Origin of the sequence: Cohnella herbarum, from assembly GCF_012849095.1 — a bacterium.
Taxonomy (GTDB): domain Bacteria; phylum Bacillota; class Bacilli; order Paenibacillales; family Paenibacillaceae; genus Cohnella; species Cohnella herbarum.
Genome location: NZ_CP051680.1, coordinates 4670906 through 4690300, shown reverse-complemented (window position 1 = coordinate 4690300; position 19395 = coordinate 4670906). Strand labels below are relative to the sequence as shown.

Sequence of the window (19395 nt, the reverse complement as noted above, 5' to 3'; positions counted from 1 at the left end):
ATGAGATGCGATTACATATCAGTACATGGTTTGCCCCGAGCGGATTACCCTGTCCCATATGCGGACGAAACGCTCAACAAACGGATTCAGGCGCAGTAGCAATACCTATCCAGCACGGAGAGCCCCGGAGGATTCTATCCGCTTTATGCTTCTCCTGCAGACGGTCGATCCCATGGATCATTCATCCGGTTTGCCGAATATGCGGCAGGGCGGAACGCTGCGAGGATTGTATACGAAGACAGCATCGTAGCTATTCCATCAGCCGGTGCGCCGTTCGTTACGACAATCAGATGAGGGATTGGCTGGCTCTCTACAAATATCGCGGTAACGAGGGGGTCGAGTCCGTACTTGCGGCTATGCTTGCTTTTGCTTACGAGCGGCTTTGCCTAAGTACATCCGCTAGTTTCGATGCGATCACTTCCGTGCCGTTGGCGCCCGAACGATTGTTGGACAGGGGATACAACCAGGCGGAACGATTAGCGCAGCGATTGGCCGAATGGTATGGGCTGAACTACCATCCGATGCTCCTGCGTCTCCGTCACACCGAGAAACAAAGTCTCAAAACTCGTCGAAGCCGCGTCACAGACATGAGAGGCAATTTCGCGGCCGTCTCGTCAGATTTATTTTCCGGAAAAATCCTTCTCGTAGACGATGTTTATACGACCGGAAGTACTCTCGACGAGTGCGCGCGGATCTTAAAAAAAGCTTCCCAAACGAATGACTCCACGGAAATTTACGGACTTCTATGGGCGAGATCATAGTAATTTCAGTAATAGATGACAAAGGATTGTTCTTTTCGACGAGATTCGTCCGTGCTATGATAAAGTAACCTGCGATTCGGCAGGAAAATAGATTAGGTGAGTTAAGCACCGGAAGGAGGCACCATGGAACGTCGCGCAAAATTAACGGAAATCGATATCGTTCGTGGGATCGCCATCCTCGGCGTGCTAATGGTCCATTCCACTTCGTTCGCTACGGTGGATATGAAGGAAGCTAGCGTGTACGGGGTATATAATTTTCTAAATATCTTTTCAAAAATAGGGACGACCTCGTTCATCCTGTTAAGCAGCTTTGTCCTCTTCTACAACTATTATCCGCAACCGCTCACGGTTCAGCGTTTTAAGAAATTTTACCGCAACCGGTTGTTATATATCGTTGTGCCTTATTTGATTTTTTCGGCCGTTTACTTCTTGCTCCGATGGTATCAGAACGGCTTCGCTTGGGAAATTTCCGAGATGTGGCCTAGCTTCTGGAGTAAAGTATGGAGAGGCCAAGCCTATACGCATTTGTATTTTGTGTTCATCAGCATTCAGTTATACCTGTTGTTCCCGATTTTGCTGCTCCTAATGAAACGTTTCAAGTGGCTGGCGGCTTCGGCTGTCTTTGTTGGCGTTGCACTACAGTGGGCGTTTTTCCTTTACAACAGAGAGTATTGGCAGGTCACTAACCGCGGCAGTTGGTCGCCGACTTACTTCGGGCAGTATTTCCTCGGGGCATGGCTCGGTATTTACTTCGATCGGATTAAATCGTGGCTGATCATCGCGAAGGAAAATATAACGAAATCCAAAGTTACCGTATGGATTGTTCTATGGGCGGCATGGCTGGCTTCCGGAATTGCTTACGTTAATATTTTCTATAACGCGCGACTTCATGGGACCCGTTACAGTAATGCCTTGTATGACGGGCTTTGGGATATCTATACGATGCTCACGCCGCTCGTTCTCATTCAAGTTGCTTTTCTGATCGGCGGACGGATGACATCCTCCTTCTGGGTCGGAAGACTTCGCCACTTGGGAATCGTCTCGTTCGGCGTATACTTGTTCCACCCGTTGGTGTTATTGGTATATAGGAAATATCCACTGACAAGCGGCGGGACGATGGTCCATCATGCTTGGTATGCCGGCGGATTCCTCTGCGCGTTGATCATCTCGTGGATCGTCGTAACGGCTCTTAGCCGATTGACCGGTTGGTCTTGGCTGTTGTTCGGCAGCGTTCCTGCCCAATTGAAGTCAGCCGGCGAAGCGAAAAGACCGACCGAACCGACGACTTCATCGCCTTCGGCTTCTGCCTAATAAACAAATGAATGGCGATATTTTGCAAAATTTAGTACAATACATGTAATTTGAGGTCGTTTAATGTCGGAGAACGGGGAGATGATTCAGTGAATTTAACTTACTGCCCACGGTGCGAAAAATTGTTCGACAAAAATTTCCGCGATGTCTGCAATAGTTGCTATCAAGATTTGGAGAAGGATTACGAGAGATGCGTCGAACATCTGCGCAAGAACAAAGGCTTGGATATCCAGCAGCTATCCGATGAGATGGAAATCAGCATCAAACAGATTACTCGTTGGATCCGCGAAGGCCGGATATCGTTGGTTAATGCTCCCAATATGTCCTACCCGTGCGAATCTTGCGGTATCCTCATTAGGGAAAGCCACTTGTGCGAATCTTGCAAGAAACGGCTGCAACGGGACGTCAAGAATGCGGGCTCTAAAGGGATGCTGCAGCATAATCCGAATGACGATAAGAACAGAGGCGCGTATCGGATCGGAGATCGTCTTCACGATCGCGGTAAATAATAGAAGCTCTAAACATTTCATAAACTTTGACCGATAATAGGGGTAGACATTATCGGTTTTTTTATTTATAGAGGTGATCTTACGTGAAAATTAACGATACACAGCGCATTGGTGCTTACCGCACTTATCAGCAACAGAATGATGCTCGCGCGAACCAAACCACGGGCAAACGTCGTAAGGACGAGGTTCAATTTTCCGCGGAGGCTATGGAGATGTTGAATTCCAGACAACCCGCAGCCGATCCGGACAGAACTAAACGCATTGAACAGTTGAAGAATGATGTAGCTACTGGCAATTATCATGTTGAAGATAAACTCATTATCGAGAAGCTTTTGCCTTTCTTTAGATAACGGGAACGGGGGATGACAAGTGGCTTTTCAACCTCTTATGGATTCATTGCTTCAGATGCATTCCTTATATGCGAAGTTAGTAGAGCTTGGTCATCAGAAGAAAGATCGAATCGTGCACAATCAATTAAGCGATCTTACGCTGACCTTGTCGCATGAATCGAAGGTGTTGAAGTCTCTTGCTGCCGCGGATCAAGTTCGACTAAGCGCTTTAACGGCCTTCCAACGGGAAGCGGGACTTAAGGAAGATCCGAATATGCGATTGGAAGATGTCGCTACATATTGTACGGGCGCGGCGAACAAACAAGCCATCAAGGAAATTTCTATGGGAATGTCCGAACAAATTCAGGCCTTGAAAACATTGAACGAGACGAATCAGCTTCTCGTTCATCATGCGTTGGATATTGTTAATCACACATTGGATTTGTTAGTAGGTAGTCCGGAAGACGAGATGGTTTACAGGAATCCAACCCAAAGCGGTTCCTACGCGAAACGAAATTCTTACTTCGATACCCGAGCATAATCGGGGATATTCGTAGAATAATACCCGAATTAACGGAGGGGTTCACTTAATGAGATCCACTTTTCATGGTCTTGAGACAAGCAAACGCGCCATTCTTACCCAAACTACGGCATTAACCACCCTGGGGCATAATATTGCGAATGCCTCGACCGAAGGTTATACGAGACAAAGGGTAAACCTCTCTGCTACGCGACCGCTTGAAGCGTCGGGGATGAATCGCAGCGTCAACCCGGGACAGATCGGTACGGGCGTTCAATATGATTCCATTACCCGCGTTAGAGATAGTTTTCTTGATCTGCAATATCGCAGAGAGAATCAAACGTTCTCCTCTTGGGAAGTTCGTAACAGTACGATCAGATCTATCGAAGGAATTATTAATGAACCGTCCGGTACGGGGTTGAGCTCGGTCATGAATAAGTTTTGGAATTCGTGGGAAGTGTTGAATAGGGATCCGACGCTATTAAGCGCAAGGATCGATGTTGTAGGATCTGCCGTTAACTTTGCGGATACTCTGCAGCATGTCGGCAAATCTCTGGTAAACGTAAGCGCGGATATCGATAGCAATATTTCTTCTAAGGTGAACGAAGCGAACGTTATTACTCAAGAGATATCGCAACTGAATGCCTTTATTCGGCGCACGGAAGCATTCGGCGATAACGCGAACGATTACAGGGATCAACGGGACGTGCTGATCGACAAGCTTTCGGCTATCGTGGACGTTCAAGTGACCGAGACGCCTGAAGGCGAAATTTCAATTTTATCCGCCGGCGTTGAAGTCGTGAACGGCGATGAGTTTACTCTATTGACCGATGCCAATGCGGAAACGGCTACAGCGGGGCAACTACATGGTTATGTTCAGTCCAAGGATGAAGTCAGCCATATAACGAACCAACTGAACGCGATGATTAATACGCTCGTACAAGGCGAGGCTAAAGTCACTCTGCCGAATGGATACGTGACTAGCACCGATATGATTGCGGACAATGATGTTACGCTATCTGACGGTACGGTGATCACGGCTGGTTCCACGATTGCTGCGGGTTCCCAGATTGCTTCGGAAGCTAAGTTCACCGTTCAAGGCTTTAACGGTCTTCATCAACTGGGTTACAGTCAATCTGATCCGGCGACTTCCGGAATTCCTTTTTTCGTTACGTCGGATGGAACGACTACTTTCGATATCATGAATATCCAAGTCAACCCGGCGATCCAGCAAGATACGAATTTAATAGCTGCATCTGGGAAATACGAATCCAACGGGGCTGTCAATACGACTATTAAGGGGAATAGCGATATCGCCCATGCTTTGGCGAGCCTGCGTGATTTCGCGTTCAGCTTTCCTTCGGCATTAACGAACTTAACATCTGGGACTACGGATGATTACTTCCGTGCCGTCACGAGCGACTTGGGAACGAGATCCGCTAACGCCGAACGGTCAATGAATAATCAACAGGAATTGGTCGACTCCGTAATGATCCGTCGCCAATCCGTTAGCGGAGTGTCGCTTGACGAGGAAATGGCAGATATGATCAAGTTCCAACACGCATATAATGCAGCCGCTCGTAATATGACCGCGGTAGATGAAATGTTAGATCGTATAATCAACCAATTGGGATTAGTTGGTAGATAAGGAGGCTTAAGGCGATGCGGGTAACGAGCATGATGAAAACAACGCAACTATTAGGCAATTTGCGAAACATGAACTCCGAAATCAACGATTGGCAGAATAAGTTGGCCACGGGACAGAAGATTCATCGGCCAGGGGACGATCCGGTCGGGATTGGTTACCAGATGAGATACGATACGGAATTGGGCCGTAGCGAGGAATTTCTCGAGAACTCAAGAACCGGCGGCGGAATTCTGAAAACGATGGATTCTTTAATGCAACAGACGAACGATGTACTGAAGAGAGCGAAGTTGATTACTCAACAAGCTTCGACCGGAACGGTGCCTGCGGACGTCAGGGAATCTATTGCGGCCGAGATGAAGCAACTTAAAGAACAGTTAGTCCTCATAGGTAATAGTAGCTATAACGGCCGGTACTTATTCAATGGACAGAAGACCGATCAAGCCCCGTATACATCGGGTAATGCGGCTAACGACATAACCGATAAAGGGGTTTATTACCTAAACATTAGTTCGTCGGTTTCCGTGCCGGTAAGCCTGACTGGCGAAGAAATTTTCGGAACGGCGGGAGATCCGGACAATACCTTTAAGATATTGGAAGATACGATCGATGCTCTTGAAGCTAACGATCAAACGGCATTACTGGCGAACATGGATCGTTTCGACATCGGAGCGGACAGAATTTCGAAAATGTGGGCGGAGATCGGGGCGCGGACCAACCGCTTCGAACTCGTGGAAAATCGGATTCTGGATCAGCAGGTTTCCTTGAAAGAGCTTAGAGGGAAAGTAGCCGATGTCGATATGCCGGATGCGATCATGCAGCTTAAGATTCAAGAAAATGTCCTGCAAGCGGCGCTCTCTACCGGTGCTAGAATCAGCCAATTATCGTTGATAGATTTCATTCGATAATATAATCCTCTATTTATCACGAGGGGGTGTTCGATATCAATGAGATCAGGTCAGGTCCTCCTATGGGAATCCCCAAAGCTCAGCCTGTGCGTACGGTAACGCCCCCGGTTGAAGTGAAGGCGGGACATATCGCCGCCAAGCTGGAGATCCGTAATCACCAAGCCGAGATTACTACGGACTGGAGACAGGTGTGGGACGAGCTGGGGCTGCGCAGGCCATCTTCTTTTCAACGAGAAATTGAAGGCAAGATGGCTGCCGAATACGCGCAAGATCTCGCTGCTAACGTTAGCCAGGGAGATGAGTCCGGGGATTTACGAAGGCCTTCCAAGCCTAATATTTTCGGCAGGCAAGCGTACGAGGATTATATGCGGAAGAGCAGGGTGGAAGTAGCGATTGACGTAGCTCCGAAGTCGCCCGTTAAGTTCGATGTCCGAGTGCATCCGCCGGAAATCGACGTGCAGACCCGTCCTATAGCAGGAACGAAGACATGATTATGGAAATGAAAGGTGAGTGGCGTCGTGGCGCATCAAGAGTCGATTATTCACAGTGAACGTTACGGCGAACTTCGCCTATCAGACAACCAGATCATTCGGTTTGACAAAGGGATTATCGGATTGCAGGAGATCGGTGCTTATGGACTTGTTGCCATAGAGGATTCACCCTTCTACATTTTGCATGCGTTGCATGAACAGCTTAGCTTCGTACTCATACCGGCAGAGAAAGCGGTTGAAGACTATGGTTTCAACATTGACGCCGAGACGATAGAACTGTTGAGTATCGAAAGTTATGAAGACGTTGTTATTTTTTTGATCGTCAACATTATTGACGATGTGTTGCACGTGAATTTAAAAGCTCCCATATTAATAGCTCCCAATCAACGTACCGGCTGTCAATTCATCATTCATCAGAGCGATTATCCGATCCGGCTTCCATTGACCGGCAAGGAGGAGAACTGATGCTTGTACTGAAGAGAAAAGTCGGAGAAAAAGTCATGTTGGGAGACTCTATAGAAATACAAGTGCTTGCAGTCGAAGGGGAAACCGTAAAATTAGGCTTCGTCGCTCCACGTCACATCCAGATCTTACGCAAGGAGCTATATGAAGGCTTGCTCTTGGAGAATCTCCAAGCAGGCCAGCCTGATTCCTTACAAAGTTCACAAGTACTCGGTTTGCTTAAGAGCTTCAATAAGCTGAGATCTGATAAGGATGAGGAGTGATTGACATGGCTAGTTTCGGCGGTGTTAGCGGTGTTCAGAAGACGGAGATGCCAAAGTACGAATTCGGCGATCAAAGGAACTTGGCGAAGGATAAGTACGCAGGAGAAAGTACGGTTGAGGCTAAGGCCTCGACAACTTCCTTCGTACAAAAGGAAGATTTGACTGCGTTCGATATTAGTAACTTGAAAGAGGAAGAAAAGAAGAAGCTGGATGAAGAGCTCAAGAAGATGAACGATACGTTGGCGTCTTCCGGGAAAATGCTGAAGTTTAAGTATGACGAGAAGGCGAAAGCGACTTATGTTGAAGTCATCGATGCGGAATCGCAGAAGGTTCTCGTAAGTTTACCGCCGGAATTTCTAATCGATCTTTCAGTCAGGATGAAAGAGCTAATCGGGATGTTTCTTGATAAACGGTTGTAATTTGGAAAGGCTGCATAAAAGGGTTATATAAGTTGGGGGGAGGATTAAGCGATGAGCGGAATAAGTTTGAACGGATTGGCGTCAGGACTAAATACAGGCGAAATGATAGAATCTTTAATGAAGCTTGAACGCATTCCATATGAAAAACTTGGTACGAAGAAGAGCACATTGTCCGAGGAACAAGGGTTAATTAGGGGTATTAATACGAAGTTGGTTACTTTACGGAGTGCCGTAGCCGACTTAATGTATAGTACTTCTTATAATTTGACATCTGCTAAAGCTAGCGACAGTTCTGTATTTAGCGTAACTGCAACGGATCAAGCCGTAACGGGAAGCTACAATGTTAATGTTACTCAATTAGCTAAGAAACATGTGGTTAGTTCGGGCGAGTTTTCGAAAACGGGTCAGGACCTAACGGCAGGGGCTAAGTTTAACTTGTTTGGAAGCGGTGGTGCCACAGCTGCCGAGATTACGATAAAGGGTGCCAATAATCAGGAAGTTCTGAATAATCTTAAAAACGATATTAATGCCGCCAAGAAGGGCGTAACTGCAAGTATTGTGGAGACCACGCCGGGTAAACAAACGTTGGTGCTGACAACGGATAAGTTCGGTGCGGATGCGGATATACAATTTGGGACAATGCCTGGAACCCCGGATGGTCACGTTTATCTGGATGGTTCGGATGCATTGCTTAAATCGCTCGGTATTAAGAAAGCCGATAATAGCTTAAACACAAGACAATCGGCTCAGAATGCGACTGCGGAAGTTAACGGGATAACGGTCTCATCGGCTAGCAACGAGCTGAAGGATATTATTCCCGGAGTTACGATTAACTTGTTAAAAGAAAATGCTTCCAGCACGATCACGGTAGCAACCGATACGGACAAGATAGCCGCGAAAATCCAAACCTTCGTCGACGCCTATAACGATGCGATTACCGCGGTACGCTCAAATAGTGCCAAGGATGCTAAAATGCAAGGCGATTCAACGTTGCGCACTTTACAATCCGAATTAAATGAACTAGTTAACGGTCAAGTCAAAGGTACCGGAGCTTATAAGTTCTTATTCGAAATCGGACTTGAAATAGACAAGGGTGTTACAAGCGGAAAAGAAATGACCGGTAAACTGACCTTTGATAAAAATAAGTTTACCGAAGCTTATAATAAAGATCCGGGAGCGGTTGCCGACTTATTCAGTTCCAATGCAGCTGCTGCTAATAAGGATAAAGGAATAGCTACTCGTCTATACAATGGATTATTCAATTGGACTAAAACCGGGACGGGATTATTGGCTTATAAGGTATCCGGTTATGATGCGGATCTGAAGACCATTACGCAGCAAATGGAAGATATGAATTTGCGTTTAACGATGAAAGAAAAGCAGTTACAAAAACAGTTCACTGCAATGGAGACGGCGCTGTCATCGCTTAATAACGAGAAGTCGTGGATGTCAAGCCAAATCAATTCGTGGGGCTAATTTCCGTTATCGTAGCAAGAAGTGACAAGGAGATGGAAATTCGGTGACTGTACAACACATGCCTGGATATCAAGCTTATCAGAAGAACAAATACGAGACAGCATCGCCTCACCGACTTATTCTAATGTTATATGACGGAGCATTAACCAACATAAACAGAGCTAAACAAGCCCTTGATTCAAGTCGGCAAGCCGATGCTCATAAGTTTATCCAGAAAGCGCAGGCTATCGTGTTTGAGTTGATGGCGTGCTTGAACGAGGAGCAGGGCGATGTTATCGCTAAGAATCTTAAGGAGATCTATTTCTATTTGGTTAACCAGCTTACTCAAGCGAATATTCATAAGCAAAAAGAACTTTTGCTAGAGTCTGAAACTATCCTTGGCGATCTCCGCCAAACATGGAACCAGTTAGGGAAAGAGGTTGCCAATGGGAACGGCTGATGTTGCCGCGAGAATTCGTGAGTGGCAGATGGGCTACGAACAGCTAGCGAAGATCAGTATGGAGCAGCTTACACTGCTTAAGTCCATGTCTCCGGAAGATCAACTTTGGACACGTATGCAGCAATTAACGGAAAAGAAAACGGCTACTCGGGTTGAGATAGAACGGATTCAGAAGTCGCTGAAAAGTGATCTCGGCACTGAAGAGATGAAACGATTATTTCAAGCAGAAATACAAGCAACGGCTGAATCAGCAAGAGTTCTGACAACCGAATCGGCTTTTAAGATCGAAACGATGATGGTTTCAACCGGTGCTGAGTTGGGTTCGGCTAAGACTCAACGAAAAGTTTTCAATGCTTATAGCGGCATGAATTCCGACGATCAGATATCGTATTACTTCGATGAGAAAAAGTAATTCGATGTATGGGAATGATACATGAAAAATATCTGAAAATTTTTCCTGAAAAATAGATCAAAAGTATTAATATTCTGTTTTGACTATCCGATATATTATTTAGGTCGCAAGGATGTGACCACTATCTAATATCATGGAGGATGATCATTATGTACATTAACACAAACGTTAGTGCAATCAACGCTCATCGCAACTTGGGATCCAACAACACCCAAATGGGCAAAACAATGGAAAAACTTTCTTCCGGTTACCGTATCAACCGCGCTGCTGACGATGCTGCAGGTTTGGCGATTTCCGAAAAAATGCGTTACCAAATCGGCGGTTACAACCAAGCGATCAGCAATGCTCAAGACGGTATCTCCTTGATCCAAACTGCAGAGGGTGCGCTTACTGAAGTTCACTCCATGTTGCAACGTCTGAACGTATTGGCTAACCAAGCTTCCAACGGAACATTGGCTGAATCCGACCGCGAGAAAATCGGTCTGGAAGTAACTGCGCTTGTTGCTGAAATCGACAACATTGCTACTAGCTTGAAGTTCAATGGCATCAGCTTATTGAATGGAACTCAATCCAGCGTATCTTTCCAAGTTGGTTTCGAAGCTAACACGACAATCTCCGTATCTTTGGGTAGCGGTATGCAAGCATCCAAAATCGGCGTTGGTAGCCTTGATGTAAGTACTGCAAGCGGTGCTCAAACAGCAATTGCTGCTATTCAATCCGCAATCAGCGTTGTATCGCAACGTCGTGCTGAGTTCGGTGCTGTACAAAATCGCTTGGAGCACACGATCAACAACGTTGGCGTAAACTCCGAGAACTTGTCCGCTTCTGAATCCCGTATCCGCAATGCAGATATGGCTAAAGAGATGACAGACTTCACTCGCAGACAAATTCTTGTACAAGCTGGTACAGCTATGTTGGCGCAAGCAAACTCCGTACCGCAAAACGTACTTCGTCTACTTGGCTAATATCCTTGAATTGGAAACTCCCCAGTCTAATGACTGGGGAGTTTTTCTATTTAGAAAATGTCGATAAATGCCGATATATAGTGTAAATAAGCCAATAAGGTGTTGAGTTAAATGATTATTGTATCCATACATGGAACTATAGATTTACGCAATCAGGATCAAGCGGCTAGACTAGAGTCGTTGAACGCTTTGTTTAAGGCGTTGTATGACCAGCTAGAGATCGTTCAAGAAGTTATTATTGACGGGGTTGCTTATAGAGAAAACTATAATAATTACTTACTTGAGAATCTGATGAATATAAAGTCTATTGAAATAAAAACAGTTCATGAAGCGATAATAGTGAATGATATTAAAGCTGATTTGAAGGATTACCTTCCTAAGTTGATTAAGGCTTGTGATTCAATCTCTGAATTGTTTTATGGGGTGATGAAAGACGAAGATTGGAATCATTTCGGTCAATTGACGGAAGGGATGCAATGGGTCGGGCAATCCGTGCATGTTCTATTAGAGAATGCCAAGAGAATGGAAGGGATACCGACCATCATTCTCACTCGTTTCGTGTCTGAAGTGGAAGGTCAGATAGAGGATCTTGAAGCGGGTTTACAGCAGAATGACTATTCTAGGGCGGGCGATATCATTAAATATGAGCTGCCCGATACTTTCAAGGCATTACTGAATCATTTAGAGGCAGAGGTATATTCATGAAGAAGTATGCAGCAGATAATTTGATGTTTCTTAGGGAGCAGTATCCGGAAATCTATAAGCTTGTTAGGAATCAAACTTATAATAAGGAACTTGTTGCCATAGAACCAGCTAAGAACGGACAATCAAACTTACTTATTCCGTCGGAAGATGGTGTGGGTTTTCATATGTATAGTAAGTATGATCCGGAGCTTGAAACTAAAAGATGGGTTGAGTCTATAGACGATAACATCCTAAATTCGAATGATGTGTTGGTGGCCGGATTTGGATTGGGCTATCATCTGGACACCCTTTTAGTCCAACACCCGGATAAACGTTTATATATCTATGAACCGGATTTGAATGTTTTTCTTGCAGCTATTGAAACGGTGGATTTAAGGCCGATTCTCGGGAGTCGACAAATTGCGATGTTCGCAATTGGTAATGATGAAGGTGTAATAACCGAATTGTTAATAGGAATGTATAAGACCTTAAAGGGACAATTCGGTTTCACTGTACTTCCTTATTGCAGGAAGTTAGCCCCGGACCTGGAGAGCCGACTTTCTGATTTAATTCCGAAGTTGGCATTGAGTTATGGCACAGATGTTAGAACCATCTCGCACTACAAGGCGGAATGGTTGGAAAACATGATTTTGAATATGGAGAGAAATTTACGGACGCCTACCTTCTTCCCTTTGAAGGATATATGTCATGGGATGGCGGCAATCATTGTAGGATCAGGTCCATCTTTGGGTATGGAAGCTGATATATTGCGTGAACTTAAAAAGCATGTCTTTATTATTGCTGCTGGTTCAAGCGTTCAGGGGCTATTGCATCATGGGATTGAGCCGCATTTGATTGTCTCAATGGATGGCGGTGCACCTAACCAACGCGTTTTCGAAAAGCTTGATGTTGGCCATATTCCCTTCTTATATATCCCGAGTATTAAATATGAGGCGATCAGGGATGATCGGTCTCCGTATTTGATGCATGGATTTTTCGATATGGATGTTGTTTCTCATTATTTCATAGATTTAACAACAGAAGATGGAATTCTTGCTTCTACTTCTTCTGTTACAGGGACTTGTATTCAAGTTGCGGCGCATCTTGGATTTGCAGAGATTACATTTATAGGTCAGGACTTCTCCTATCCTGGTGATAGAATGTATTCAGATGGAGTTAATCACCTTATTGAGTGGGAGAAATATGGGGTTGTCAATTCCATACTCTCGGTAGAAAGTGTAGCTGGTTATCAAAATAGAACGAACCATTCCATGTTAAATCTCAAAAGAGATGTGGAAGCCGTGATCGGGGCTTTTCCGAATATTTCATTTTATAATGCATCAACCGTAGGAGCGGTGATTGAACATACCGAGCTTAAGAAATTTGAGGAAATGATTGAGGAGCACCAACATCACATAATCGCCGATGATTGGTTTAGAGAAAAAGTAGTTCAGACATTATCTGTTTTCCCAGAAGTAAGAAGGCAGGCGATCTTAGATAAAATTAAACTTACATATCTAGAGTTAGCGGACTTGCATAAGAAGTTAAAGATGTTGGAAAAGCATATTCAGTTCAAATCGAGGGATATTCAAGGTTGGTTACAAAAATTTGTAGCACTCTGGTCACCGGTTATAGAACATACGTTATATACAAAGATATTTTCGTTCCTGTTAACTGCTGAGAGAAATCATACGGAACGTCATTGGAGCGATATGTTTAACGAGGCGGATAATGAACTGAAGCACATTAAGTTGATAGAATGTATTAGCCCCTTAATAGTAGGTCTACATGAACTTGTTCCTCTTATGGATATCTATATAACAAATCTACTAGAGAAGCTCAATGAAAGAGGATAGGAAACCATGGGGATATATACGGACAAGAAAATACTTATTGTTGGCGGAACAGGAACAATCGGATACCATTTGACAAAACGATTGTTGCAAGAAAATCCAAAGGTCATTCGTATATTTAGTCGTGATGAATATAAGCAATACGAAATGGGACTAGCTTTTCAAGAAGATGCCAATAAACTCCGATTTCTGATTGGCGATGTTCGCGATCAACAGAGATTAGCGAGAGCGATGGAGGATATCGACTATGTCTTTCATCTGGCGGCTATGAAACACGTGCCATTCTGTGAATATAACCCATTTGAAGCTGTACAGACTAACGTAATCGGTACCCAGAACGTGATACAATCCGCGATTCAAGCAGGCGTTGAAAAAGTACTGTTTACGAGCACGGACAAAGCGGTGTCGCCTTCCAATACATATGGGGCTACCAAGTTAACTGCTGAGAGATTAATTTCTGCAGCGGGTTATCAGAAGGGGTCGAAGGTGACTTCCTTTGCTTCCGTTAGGTTTGGTAATGTTATGGGTTCTAGAGGGTCGGTAATTCCGCTATTCAAAAAACAGATTCTTGAACAACAAAAAGTCACGATTACAGATTTAAGAATGACAAGATATATGATGACCCCTCAACAAGCTATTAGTCTGTTGATGGAAGCTAATGGAATGTCTTATGGGGGGGAAGTATTTGTATTAAAAATGCCGATAGTTAGACTGGCAGATCTCACTGAAGTAATGATAGAGCAATTAACAAAGGAGACTCCTTATCATGGAGATGTGCGAATCGAAGAGATAGGACTTCGCCCCGGAGAGAAATTGGAAGAGGAATTAATGACGGTAGACGAGCAGCACAATGTACTCGAAACAGATTTAATGTATATTATTCCTCCTATTTATGGTCAACAGATAGATAAAAATAGTTACTCTTCGGGAAATTGGTTGTCCGACAAAATGAAATATTCTTCGAATGAGATTATTGGTAAGGAAAAACTTCTTGACTGGTTGATGTATGAGAATCTCCTTTAAGAATTGTTTGATTTAAAGGCATTAAGAATAGGAGACAACAAAGAATGAGAATATCCGCCATTGTCCCCCTGTATAACGGCGAGAAATATATTTTAGAAACGCTAAGGCATTTGGAAAATCAAATCTATCCCTTAAATGAGATTATTGTAGTTAATGATTGTAGTACGGATCGCTCAGCTGAGATCGTGGATGCGTTTATAGTAACAAGCGAATTAAAAGTTCGTCATATTATTAATGACTGCAATAGAGGGGTATCTTTTTCTAGAAATAGGGGCATCAGGGAGTCCGTCGGCGAGGCTATATTATTTATGGATGCGGATGATCTTGCCCATGATCGACTAACGCAATCTCATGTGGAATTATGGGGAAGCGCAGACTCCAAAAAGCACTGGGTACTATCGCATAGCGCATTTCAACAAATGAATGAACAGGGTGAAGTTCTTGAGGGGGTATTCCGATTCAAACAGGTTTTGCCCGAGGAGATATTAGGTTATGAAATTGTGCGGAATTATGTGTATTTATCAGGGACTATAGTAGATAAGGAAGAGATATTAGCAGTTGGCGGTTTTGATGAGAATTTAACTCACTGTGAGGACTGGGATCTGTGGCTTCGTTTGGCAGCTAGAGGAGGATTTTTGTATCAAGATGAGCCTTTAGCCTTAATCAGAAGACATCATGAAAATGCCTCCAGAACAATTGAAAGTGTTGCCGTTGGAGAACGAAAGGTGCTCGAGAAGTACAGCACTTCCTCCTTACAAGAAGCTATCCATAAAAGGAATCTAACCGAGGAGAAAAACACCGTTGACTTTGTTTCTGTAATGTATAGGCTTGAACGATGGGATCTCGGGTATGAAATCATTTTGAAACTTTTGGAAACCCATCCTGATTCTATAGCCGGTTACTTATTTAAAGGAATGTATGAAGTACATAACAAAGATTTTGAGAAAGCGATAATAACCTTCCATACAGCATTAGCCCGGGACTCAAATCGGTGTGAAATATTAAATAACTTAGGAGCTTGCTATTTATCTTTAGATAAAGTCATTGAAGCGAAGAGTTATTTATTACGTGCTTTCGAACTTCTCCCTAACTATATGGATGTGAATAAAAACTTATCGATCATAAATGGTAATAAGAATGAATCACCGCACTTTACTTGGAGAGAATTGAGACCGGTCTTGCTTAGTTACAGTTAATTAATCCTGATTTTTAATGCTAATTAGTAGTTTAACCGATATATAGGGTATGCAATTGAGGAGAATCATTGAGCTAGTATTCAACCTATGAGCCGTGTCTATCAAAAAGCCAAAGGAGAGAGTTTATGAAAGCAGTCATCTTGGCTGGGGGATTCGGAACTAGAATAAGCGAAGAAACTCACCTAATGCCGAAGCCTATGATTCAAATCGGTGGAAAGCCGATCCTTTGGCATATTATGAAGTTGTATTCTTTTTATGGGGTGAATGATTTCATTATTTGCCTTGGTTATAAAGGGTATATGATTAAAGAGTACTTTTCAAATTACTTTTTACATACATCGGATGTAACTTTTGATCTTAGATCTAATGAGATGACGGTTCACCAGAACAAGGCGGAGCCTTGGCGCATTACGCTTGTCGATACGGGAGAAAATACGATGACAGGAGGAAGGTTGAAGCGAGTACGATCGCATGTTGGCAATGAAACTTTCTGTTTTACCTACGGTGACGGGGTAGGGAATGTGAATATAGAACAATTAATTAAATTCCACAATCAAAAAGGAAGACTTGCAACTGTAACGACTGTACAACCCCCTGGACGTTTTGGTGCTATAGACTTGCATGAAGATCGTATTGTTGGCTTCAAAGAAAAACCGCAAGGAGATGGTAATTGGGTCAATGGTGGTTTTTTCGTTCTTGAACCGAGCATTTTTGATTACATAGAAGGGGATGGAACCACATGGGAGCAAGATCCCGTTGAGGAACTGGCAAGAAGAGGTCAATTATCCGCGTACTTACATGAGGGTTTTTGGCAACCGATGGACACCATGAGAGATAAAGTGAAACTAGAAGAGTTATGGCAGACTGGAATAGCCCCGTGGCAGGTATGGTCATGAGTAGTGCGTTATTCTGGAAAAATAAGAGAGTTCTGATTACGGGGCATACAGGGTTTAAAGGGAGTTGGTTATCTTTATGGCTTCAATCAATTGGAGCTGAAGTTTTTGGATATGCACAGAAGCCAATAACCACCCCTAATCTATATGAGTTATGTCAGGCATCTGATGGTATAACATCCTTCTTTGGAGACATAGGTGACTTGAAACAACTAGATGCGGTCTTAAAGGAAGTGGAGCCTGAAATTGTGTTTCATTTGGCAGCCCAACCTTTGGTTAGATACTCCTATCATAATCCGGTTGAGACGTTTCAGACGAATGTCATAGGCACGGTAAATCTTCTGGAAGTTGCCCGAAGATCGGATTCGGTAAAAGTGGTCGTAAACGTAACTAGTGATAAATGTTATCGGAATTTGGAATTAGAGCGTCGAGAATTTATTGAGAATGACCCGATGGGTGGTTTCGATCCCTATAGTTCGAGTAAGGGCTGCGCGGAATTGGTAACTCAAGCTTACCGTAGTTCCTTTTACTCAACTGGGGGAAATATCTGGCAACTGCTAGGGCTGGAAACGTTATTGGAGGCGGAGATTGGTCGCAGGATAGACTAGTTCCGGACATGATCCGTTCTGTTCTTAACGGAGTGCCGATGGTTGTTCGTAATCCAAGAGCCGTTCGTCCATGGCAGCATGTACTAGATTCTCTGCATGGCTATCTGAAACTTGCTGAACACCTATGGGAGCATGGTGATGAATATGCCGAGGGATGGAATTTTGGACCTGGGGAAGATTCGTTAGTCACCGTCGAAGAGTTGATCCGTATTGCATCGGAAGCATGGGGAAGCCCAATTGAAATCAAATTAGAAAATGAAGATCAGCTTCATGAAGCATCTTATCTAATGCTCGATAGCACTAAGGCCAAGAGTGCTTTAAACTGGTCAATTGATTTGCCAGTTAGGGATGCAATAGAGTGGACGATGAACTGGTATAAAAGTTTTGCCGAGAAAGAAGAAATGAAACAAGTAACTTTGGATCAAATTCGAAGGTTTAACGAACTAAGGGGTCTGAATAATGGGAACTAAGAATTGTCGTTGTTGCAACCAGCCTTTAATTCATACATTTGTTGATCTGGGGATTTCCCCATTAGCTAATTCTTATGTGACAAAGGTTAAACTTAGCCATATGGAGCCTATGTACCCTTTACTCACATTCGTATGCGAACATTGTTTTCTGGTACAAGTGGAAGACTTTGAGTCACCAGAACATATTTTTAGCGACTACGCTTACTTTAGCAGTTATTCAGATAGTTGGCTGGAACATTGTCGTGTATACGTCGAAAGAATGACTAAGAGATTCTCTCTATCTGGAAACCATCAGATTGTAGAGATTGCAAGTAATGATGGATATCTGCTCCAGTATTTCAAAGAGAAAAACATCCCCGTACTAGGAATTGAGCCAGCTGCAAATGTGGCCGAAATAGCTACACAGAAAGGGATTTCAACGGTTGTAGATTTTTTTGGCAGCCAACTAGCGCAAAGCTTGCGAGAACAAGGAAAGCAGGCAGATTTACTGCTAGGTAATAACGTCTTAGCACACGTTCCGGACTTGAACGATTTTGTTGCCGGAATGAAATTGCTCTTAAGTGATCAGGGCATCATCACGATGGAATTCCCCCATTTAATGAGGTTATTGGAATCCAATCAGTTTGACACTATTTATCATGAACACTTTTCTTACTTTTCGCTATCTGCTGTCAACCGTTTGTTCGAAAATCATAACCTGGTGATTTTTGACGTAGAACAATTACCTACTCATGGGGGGTCCATTCGTATTTTTGGACGACATTCTCATGATGAGAGTAAAGCGGTCTCTACGAAAGTAGCGGATTTGTTGGAAGAAGAAGTCGTCGCTGGTATGACCAAGTTGCAAACGTACAAGGAGTTTTATGGCAAAGTAGTCAGGTTAAAAAGGCAGTTAGTCCGCTTCCTGATTGATATCAAGGAAAGAGGAGAAACTGTAGTTGGTTACGGTGCGCCTGCAAAGGGGAATACGCTATTAAACTATTGCGGCATCGATCAAGACTATTTGGATTATACGGTAGATCGCAGTCCGTATAAACAAGGCTTGTATTTGCCCGGTTCAAGAATTCCTATTTATGCTCCGGATCAACTCAAAGAAACCAAACCCGATTATGTTCTTATCTTACCTTGGAATTTGAAAGAAGAGATCATGGTTCAGACGGATTTCATTCGTGAGTGGGGTGGCAAATGGATCGTGCCGATTCCGGAAGTGACGGTGTTGGGATGAAGTTCACCGAAACTCCATTGAGTGGGGCTTATATTATTGATCTGGATCGAATTGAAGATGAGCGAGGTTTTTTTGCCAGAACTTTTTGCGTAAAAGAGTTTTCCGCTCGCGGAATAATCCTAAACATAGTACAAGCCAATACTTCCTACAACAAGAAACGCGGTACGGTTCGAGGTATGCATTATCAACTTCCACCTCATGCTGAACCGAAGCTCATCCGTTGCGTGCGTGGGAGCATTTATGATGTAATAATCGATCTGCGCGAAGATTCAGAAACGTATTTGAAGTGGTTCGCTGCGGAATTGAACGAACAAAATCAAAAAATGATCTACGTCCCAGAGGGCTTCGCTCATGGTTTTCAAACCCTAGTGGATGATACGGAAGTTTTTTATCAAATGGGGGAGTATTATCATCAAGAAGCAGCAACGGGAGTTCGGTGGGATGATTCTAAATTTCAAATTTTCTGGCCCCTCGAGGTGGCAGTAATTTCTGTGAAAGATCGAAGCTATCCTTTGTTTCACGTAAAGTAACTT

The 19395-nt window shown here is 43.7% G+C and carries 22 protein-coding genes and 1 pseudogene; all 23 read left to right on the top strand.

Annotated features, from left to right (window positions below; all coding sequences use genetic code 11):
* Positions 1–5 precede the first annotated feature (5 nt).
* The 23 genes and pseudogenes from HH215_RS20040 to rfbC all read left to right on the top strand — a co-directional run bounded on the left by HH215_RS20040 (position 6) and on the right by rfbC (position 19392).
* The gene (locus tag HH215_RS20040; RefSeq protein WP_169281502.1) at positions 6–761 is read left to right on the top strand and encodes a ComFC family protein; all 756 of its coding nucleotides are present in this window, start codon (positions 6–8) and stop codon (positions 759–761) included.
* 123 nt (positions 762–884) lie between these two features.
* Positions 885–2072 (top strand): acyltransferase, encoded by a 1188-nt coding sequence (locus HH215_RS20035; protein ID WP_169281501.1) that lies wholly within the window; start codon positions 885–887, stop codon positions 2070–2072.
* An 89-nt stretch (positions 2073–2161) separates the two neighbouring features.
* On the top strand, positions 2162–2581 hold the full coding sequence (locus HH215_RS20030) for a flagellar protein (protein ID WP_169281500.1): 420 nt from the start codon (positions 2162–2164) through the stop codon (positions 2579–2581).
* Positions 2582–2664: 83 nt separating this feature from the next.
* The gene (locus HH215_RS20025; RefSeq protein WP_169281499.1) at positions 2665–2931 is read left to right on the top strand and encodes a flagellar biosynthesis anti-sigma factor FlgM; all 267 of its coding nucleotides are present in this window, start codon (positions 2665–2667) and stop codon (positions 2929–2931) included.
* Positions 2932–2950: 19 nt separating this feature from the next.
* Positions 2951–3451, top strand: coding sequence for a flagellar protein FlgN (locus HH215_RS20020; protein WP_169281498.1), 501 nt, complete (start codon positions 2951–2953; stop codon positions 3449–3451).
* 49 nt (positions 3452–3500) lie between these two features.
* Entirely contained in the window at positions 3501–5078 is a 1578-nt protein-coding gene (gene flgK, locus HH215_RS20015) for a flagellar hook-associated protein FlgK (protein ID WP_169281497.1), read from the top strand.
* A 14-nt stretch (positions 5079–5092) separates the two neighbouring features.
* Positions 5093–5983, top strand: a complete 891-nt coding sequence (flgL, locus tag HH215_RS20010; protein WP_169281496.1) for a flagellar hook-associated protein FlgL — start codon at positions 5093–5095, stop codon at positions 5981–5983.
* A 62-nt stretch (positions 5984–6045) separates the two neighbouring features.
* Complete coding sequence (locus tag HH215_RS20005) at positions 6046–6474, top strand: DUF6470 family protein (RefSeq protein WP_169281495.1); 429 nt, start codon at positions 6046–6048, stop codon at positions 6472–6474.
* Between the two features lie 27 nt (positions 6475–6501).
* Complete coding sequence (gene fliW / locus HH215_RS20000; protein ID WP_254450156.1) at positions 6502–6939, top strand: flagellar assembly protein FliW; 438 nt, start codon at positions 6502–6504, stop codon at positions 6937–6939.
* The gene (gene csrA / locus HH215_RS19995) at positions 6939–7199 is read left to right on the top strand and encodes a carbon storage regulator CsrA (protein WP_169281493.1); all 261 of its coding nucleotides are present in this window, start codon (positions 6939–6941) and stop codon (positions 7197–7199) included. Before fliW ends, csrA begins: the two co-directional genes overlap by 1 nt.
* 5 nt (positions 7200–7204) lie before the next feature.
* On the top strand, positions 7205–7618 hold the full coding sequence (locus HH215_RS19990; protein WP_169281492.1) for a flagellar protein FlaG: 414 nt from the start codon (positions 7205–7207) through the stop codon (positions 7616–7618).
* Between the two features lie 51 nt (positions 7619–7669).
* Positions 7670–9094, top strand: coding sequence for a flagellar filament capping protein FliD (gene fliD, locus HH215_RS19985; RefSeq protein WP_169281491.1), 1425 nt, complete (start codon positions 7670–7672; stop codon positions 9092–9094).
* Positions 9095–9137: 43 nt separating this feature from the next.
* Positions 9138–9533: a flagellar export chaperone FliS gene (fliS, locus tag HH215_RS19980; RefSeq protein WP_254450155.1), complete on the top strand. Its 396-nt coding sequence runs from the start codon at positions 9138–9140 to the stop codon at positions 9531–9533.
* Complete coding sequence (locus tag HH215_RS19975) at positions 9520–9945, top strand: hypothetical protein (protein WP_169281490.1); 426 nt, start codon at positions 9520–9522, stop codon at positions 9943–9945. The genes fliS and HH215_RS19975 overlap by 14 nt, the downstream gene beginning before the upstream one ends.
* Before the next feature lie 149 nt (positions 9946–10094).
* A complete protein-coding gene (locus HH215_RS19970) occupies positions 10095–10910 on the top strand; it encodes a flagellin N-terminal helical domain-containing protein (RefSeq protein WP_174887632.1) in 816 nt (271 codons plus the stop codon).
* A 111-nt stretch (positions 10911–11021) separates the two neighbouring features.
* Positions 11022–11615: a DUF8042 domain-containing protein gene (locus tag HH215_RS19965; protein ID WP_169281489.1), complete on the top strand. Its 594-nt coding sequence runs from the start codon at positions 11022–11024 to the stop codon at positions 11613–11615.
* Positions 11612–13450, top strand: a complete 1839-nt coding sequence (locus HH215_RS19960; RefSeq protein WP_169281488.1) for a motility associated factor glycosyltransferase family protein — start codon at positions 11612–11614, stop codon at positions 13448–13450. The genes HH215_RS19965 and HH215_RS19960 overlap by 4 nt, the downstream gene beginning before the upstream one ends.
* Before the next feature lie 6 nt (positions 13451–13456).
* Positions 13457–14470, top strand: a complete 1014-nt coding sequence (locus HH215_RS19955; RefSeq protein ID WP_169281487.1) for a UDP-N-acetylglucosamine 4,6-dehydratase family protein — start codon at positions 13457–13459, stop codon at positions 14468–14470.
* Between the two features lie 44 nt (positions 14471–14514).
* Positions 14515–15666, top strand: coding sequence for a glycosyltransferase family A protein (locus HH215_RS19950; RefSeq protein ID WP_169281486.1), 1152 nt, complete (start codon positions 14515–14517; stop codon positions 15664–15666).
* A gap of 125 nt (positions 15667–15791) precedes the next feature.
* Positions 15792–16562, top strand: a complete 771-nt coding sequence (rfbF, locus tag HH215_RS19945; protein ID WP_169281485.1) for a glucose-1-phosphate cytidylyltransferase — start codon at positions 15792–15794, stop codon at positions 16560–16562.
* A pseudogene (gene rfbG / locus HH215_RS19940) lies at positions 16559–17637 on the top strand (CDP-glucose 4,6-dehydratase). Before rfbF ends, rfbG begins: the two are co-directional and overlap by 4 nt.
* The gene (locus tag HH215_RS19935; protein ID WP_169281484.1) at positions 17627–18862 is read left to right on the top strand and encodes a class I SAM-dependent methyltransferase; all 1236 of its coding nucleotides are present in this window, start codon (positions 17627–17629) and stop codon (positions 18860–18862) included. The pseudogene rfbG and the gene HH215_RS19935 overlap by 11 nt, the downstream one beginning before the upstream one ends.
* The gene (gene rfbC / locus HH215_RS19930; RefSeq protein WP_254450154.1) at positions 18823–19392 is read left to right on the top strand and encodes a dTDP-4-dehydrorhamnose 3,5-epimerase; all 570 of its coding nucleotides are present in this window, start codon (positions 18823–18825) and stop codon (positions 19390–19392) included. The genes HH215_RS19935 and rfbC overlap by 40 nt, the downstream gene beginning before the upstream one ends.
* The last annotated feature ends 3 nt before the right edge of the window (positions 19393–19395 follow it).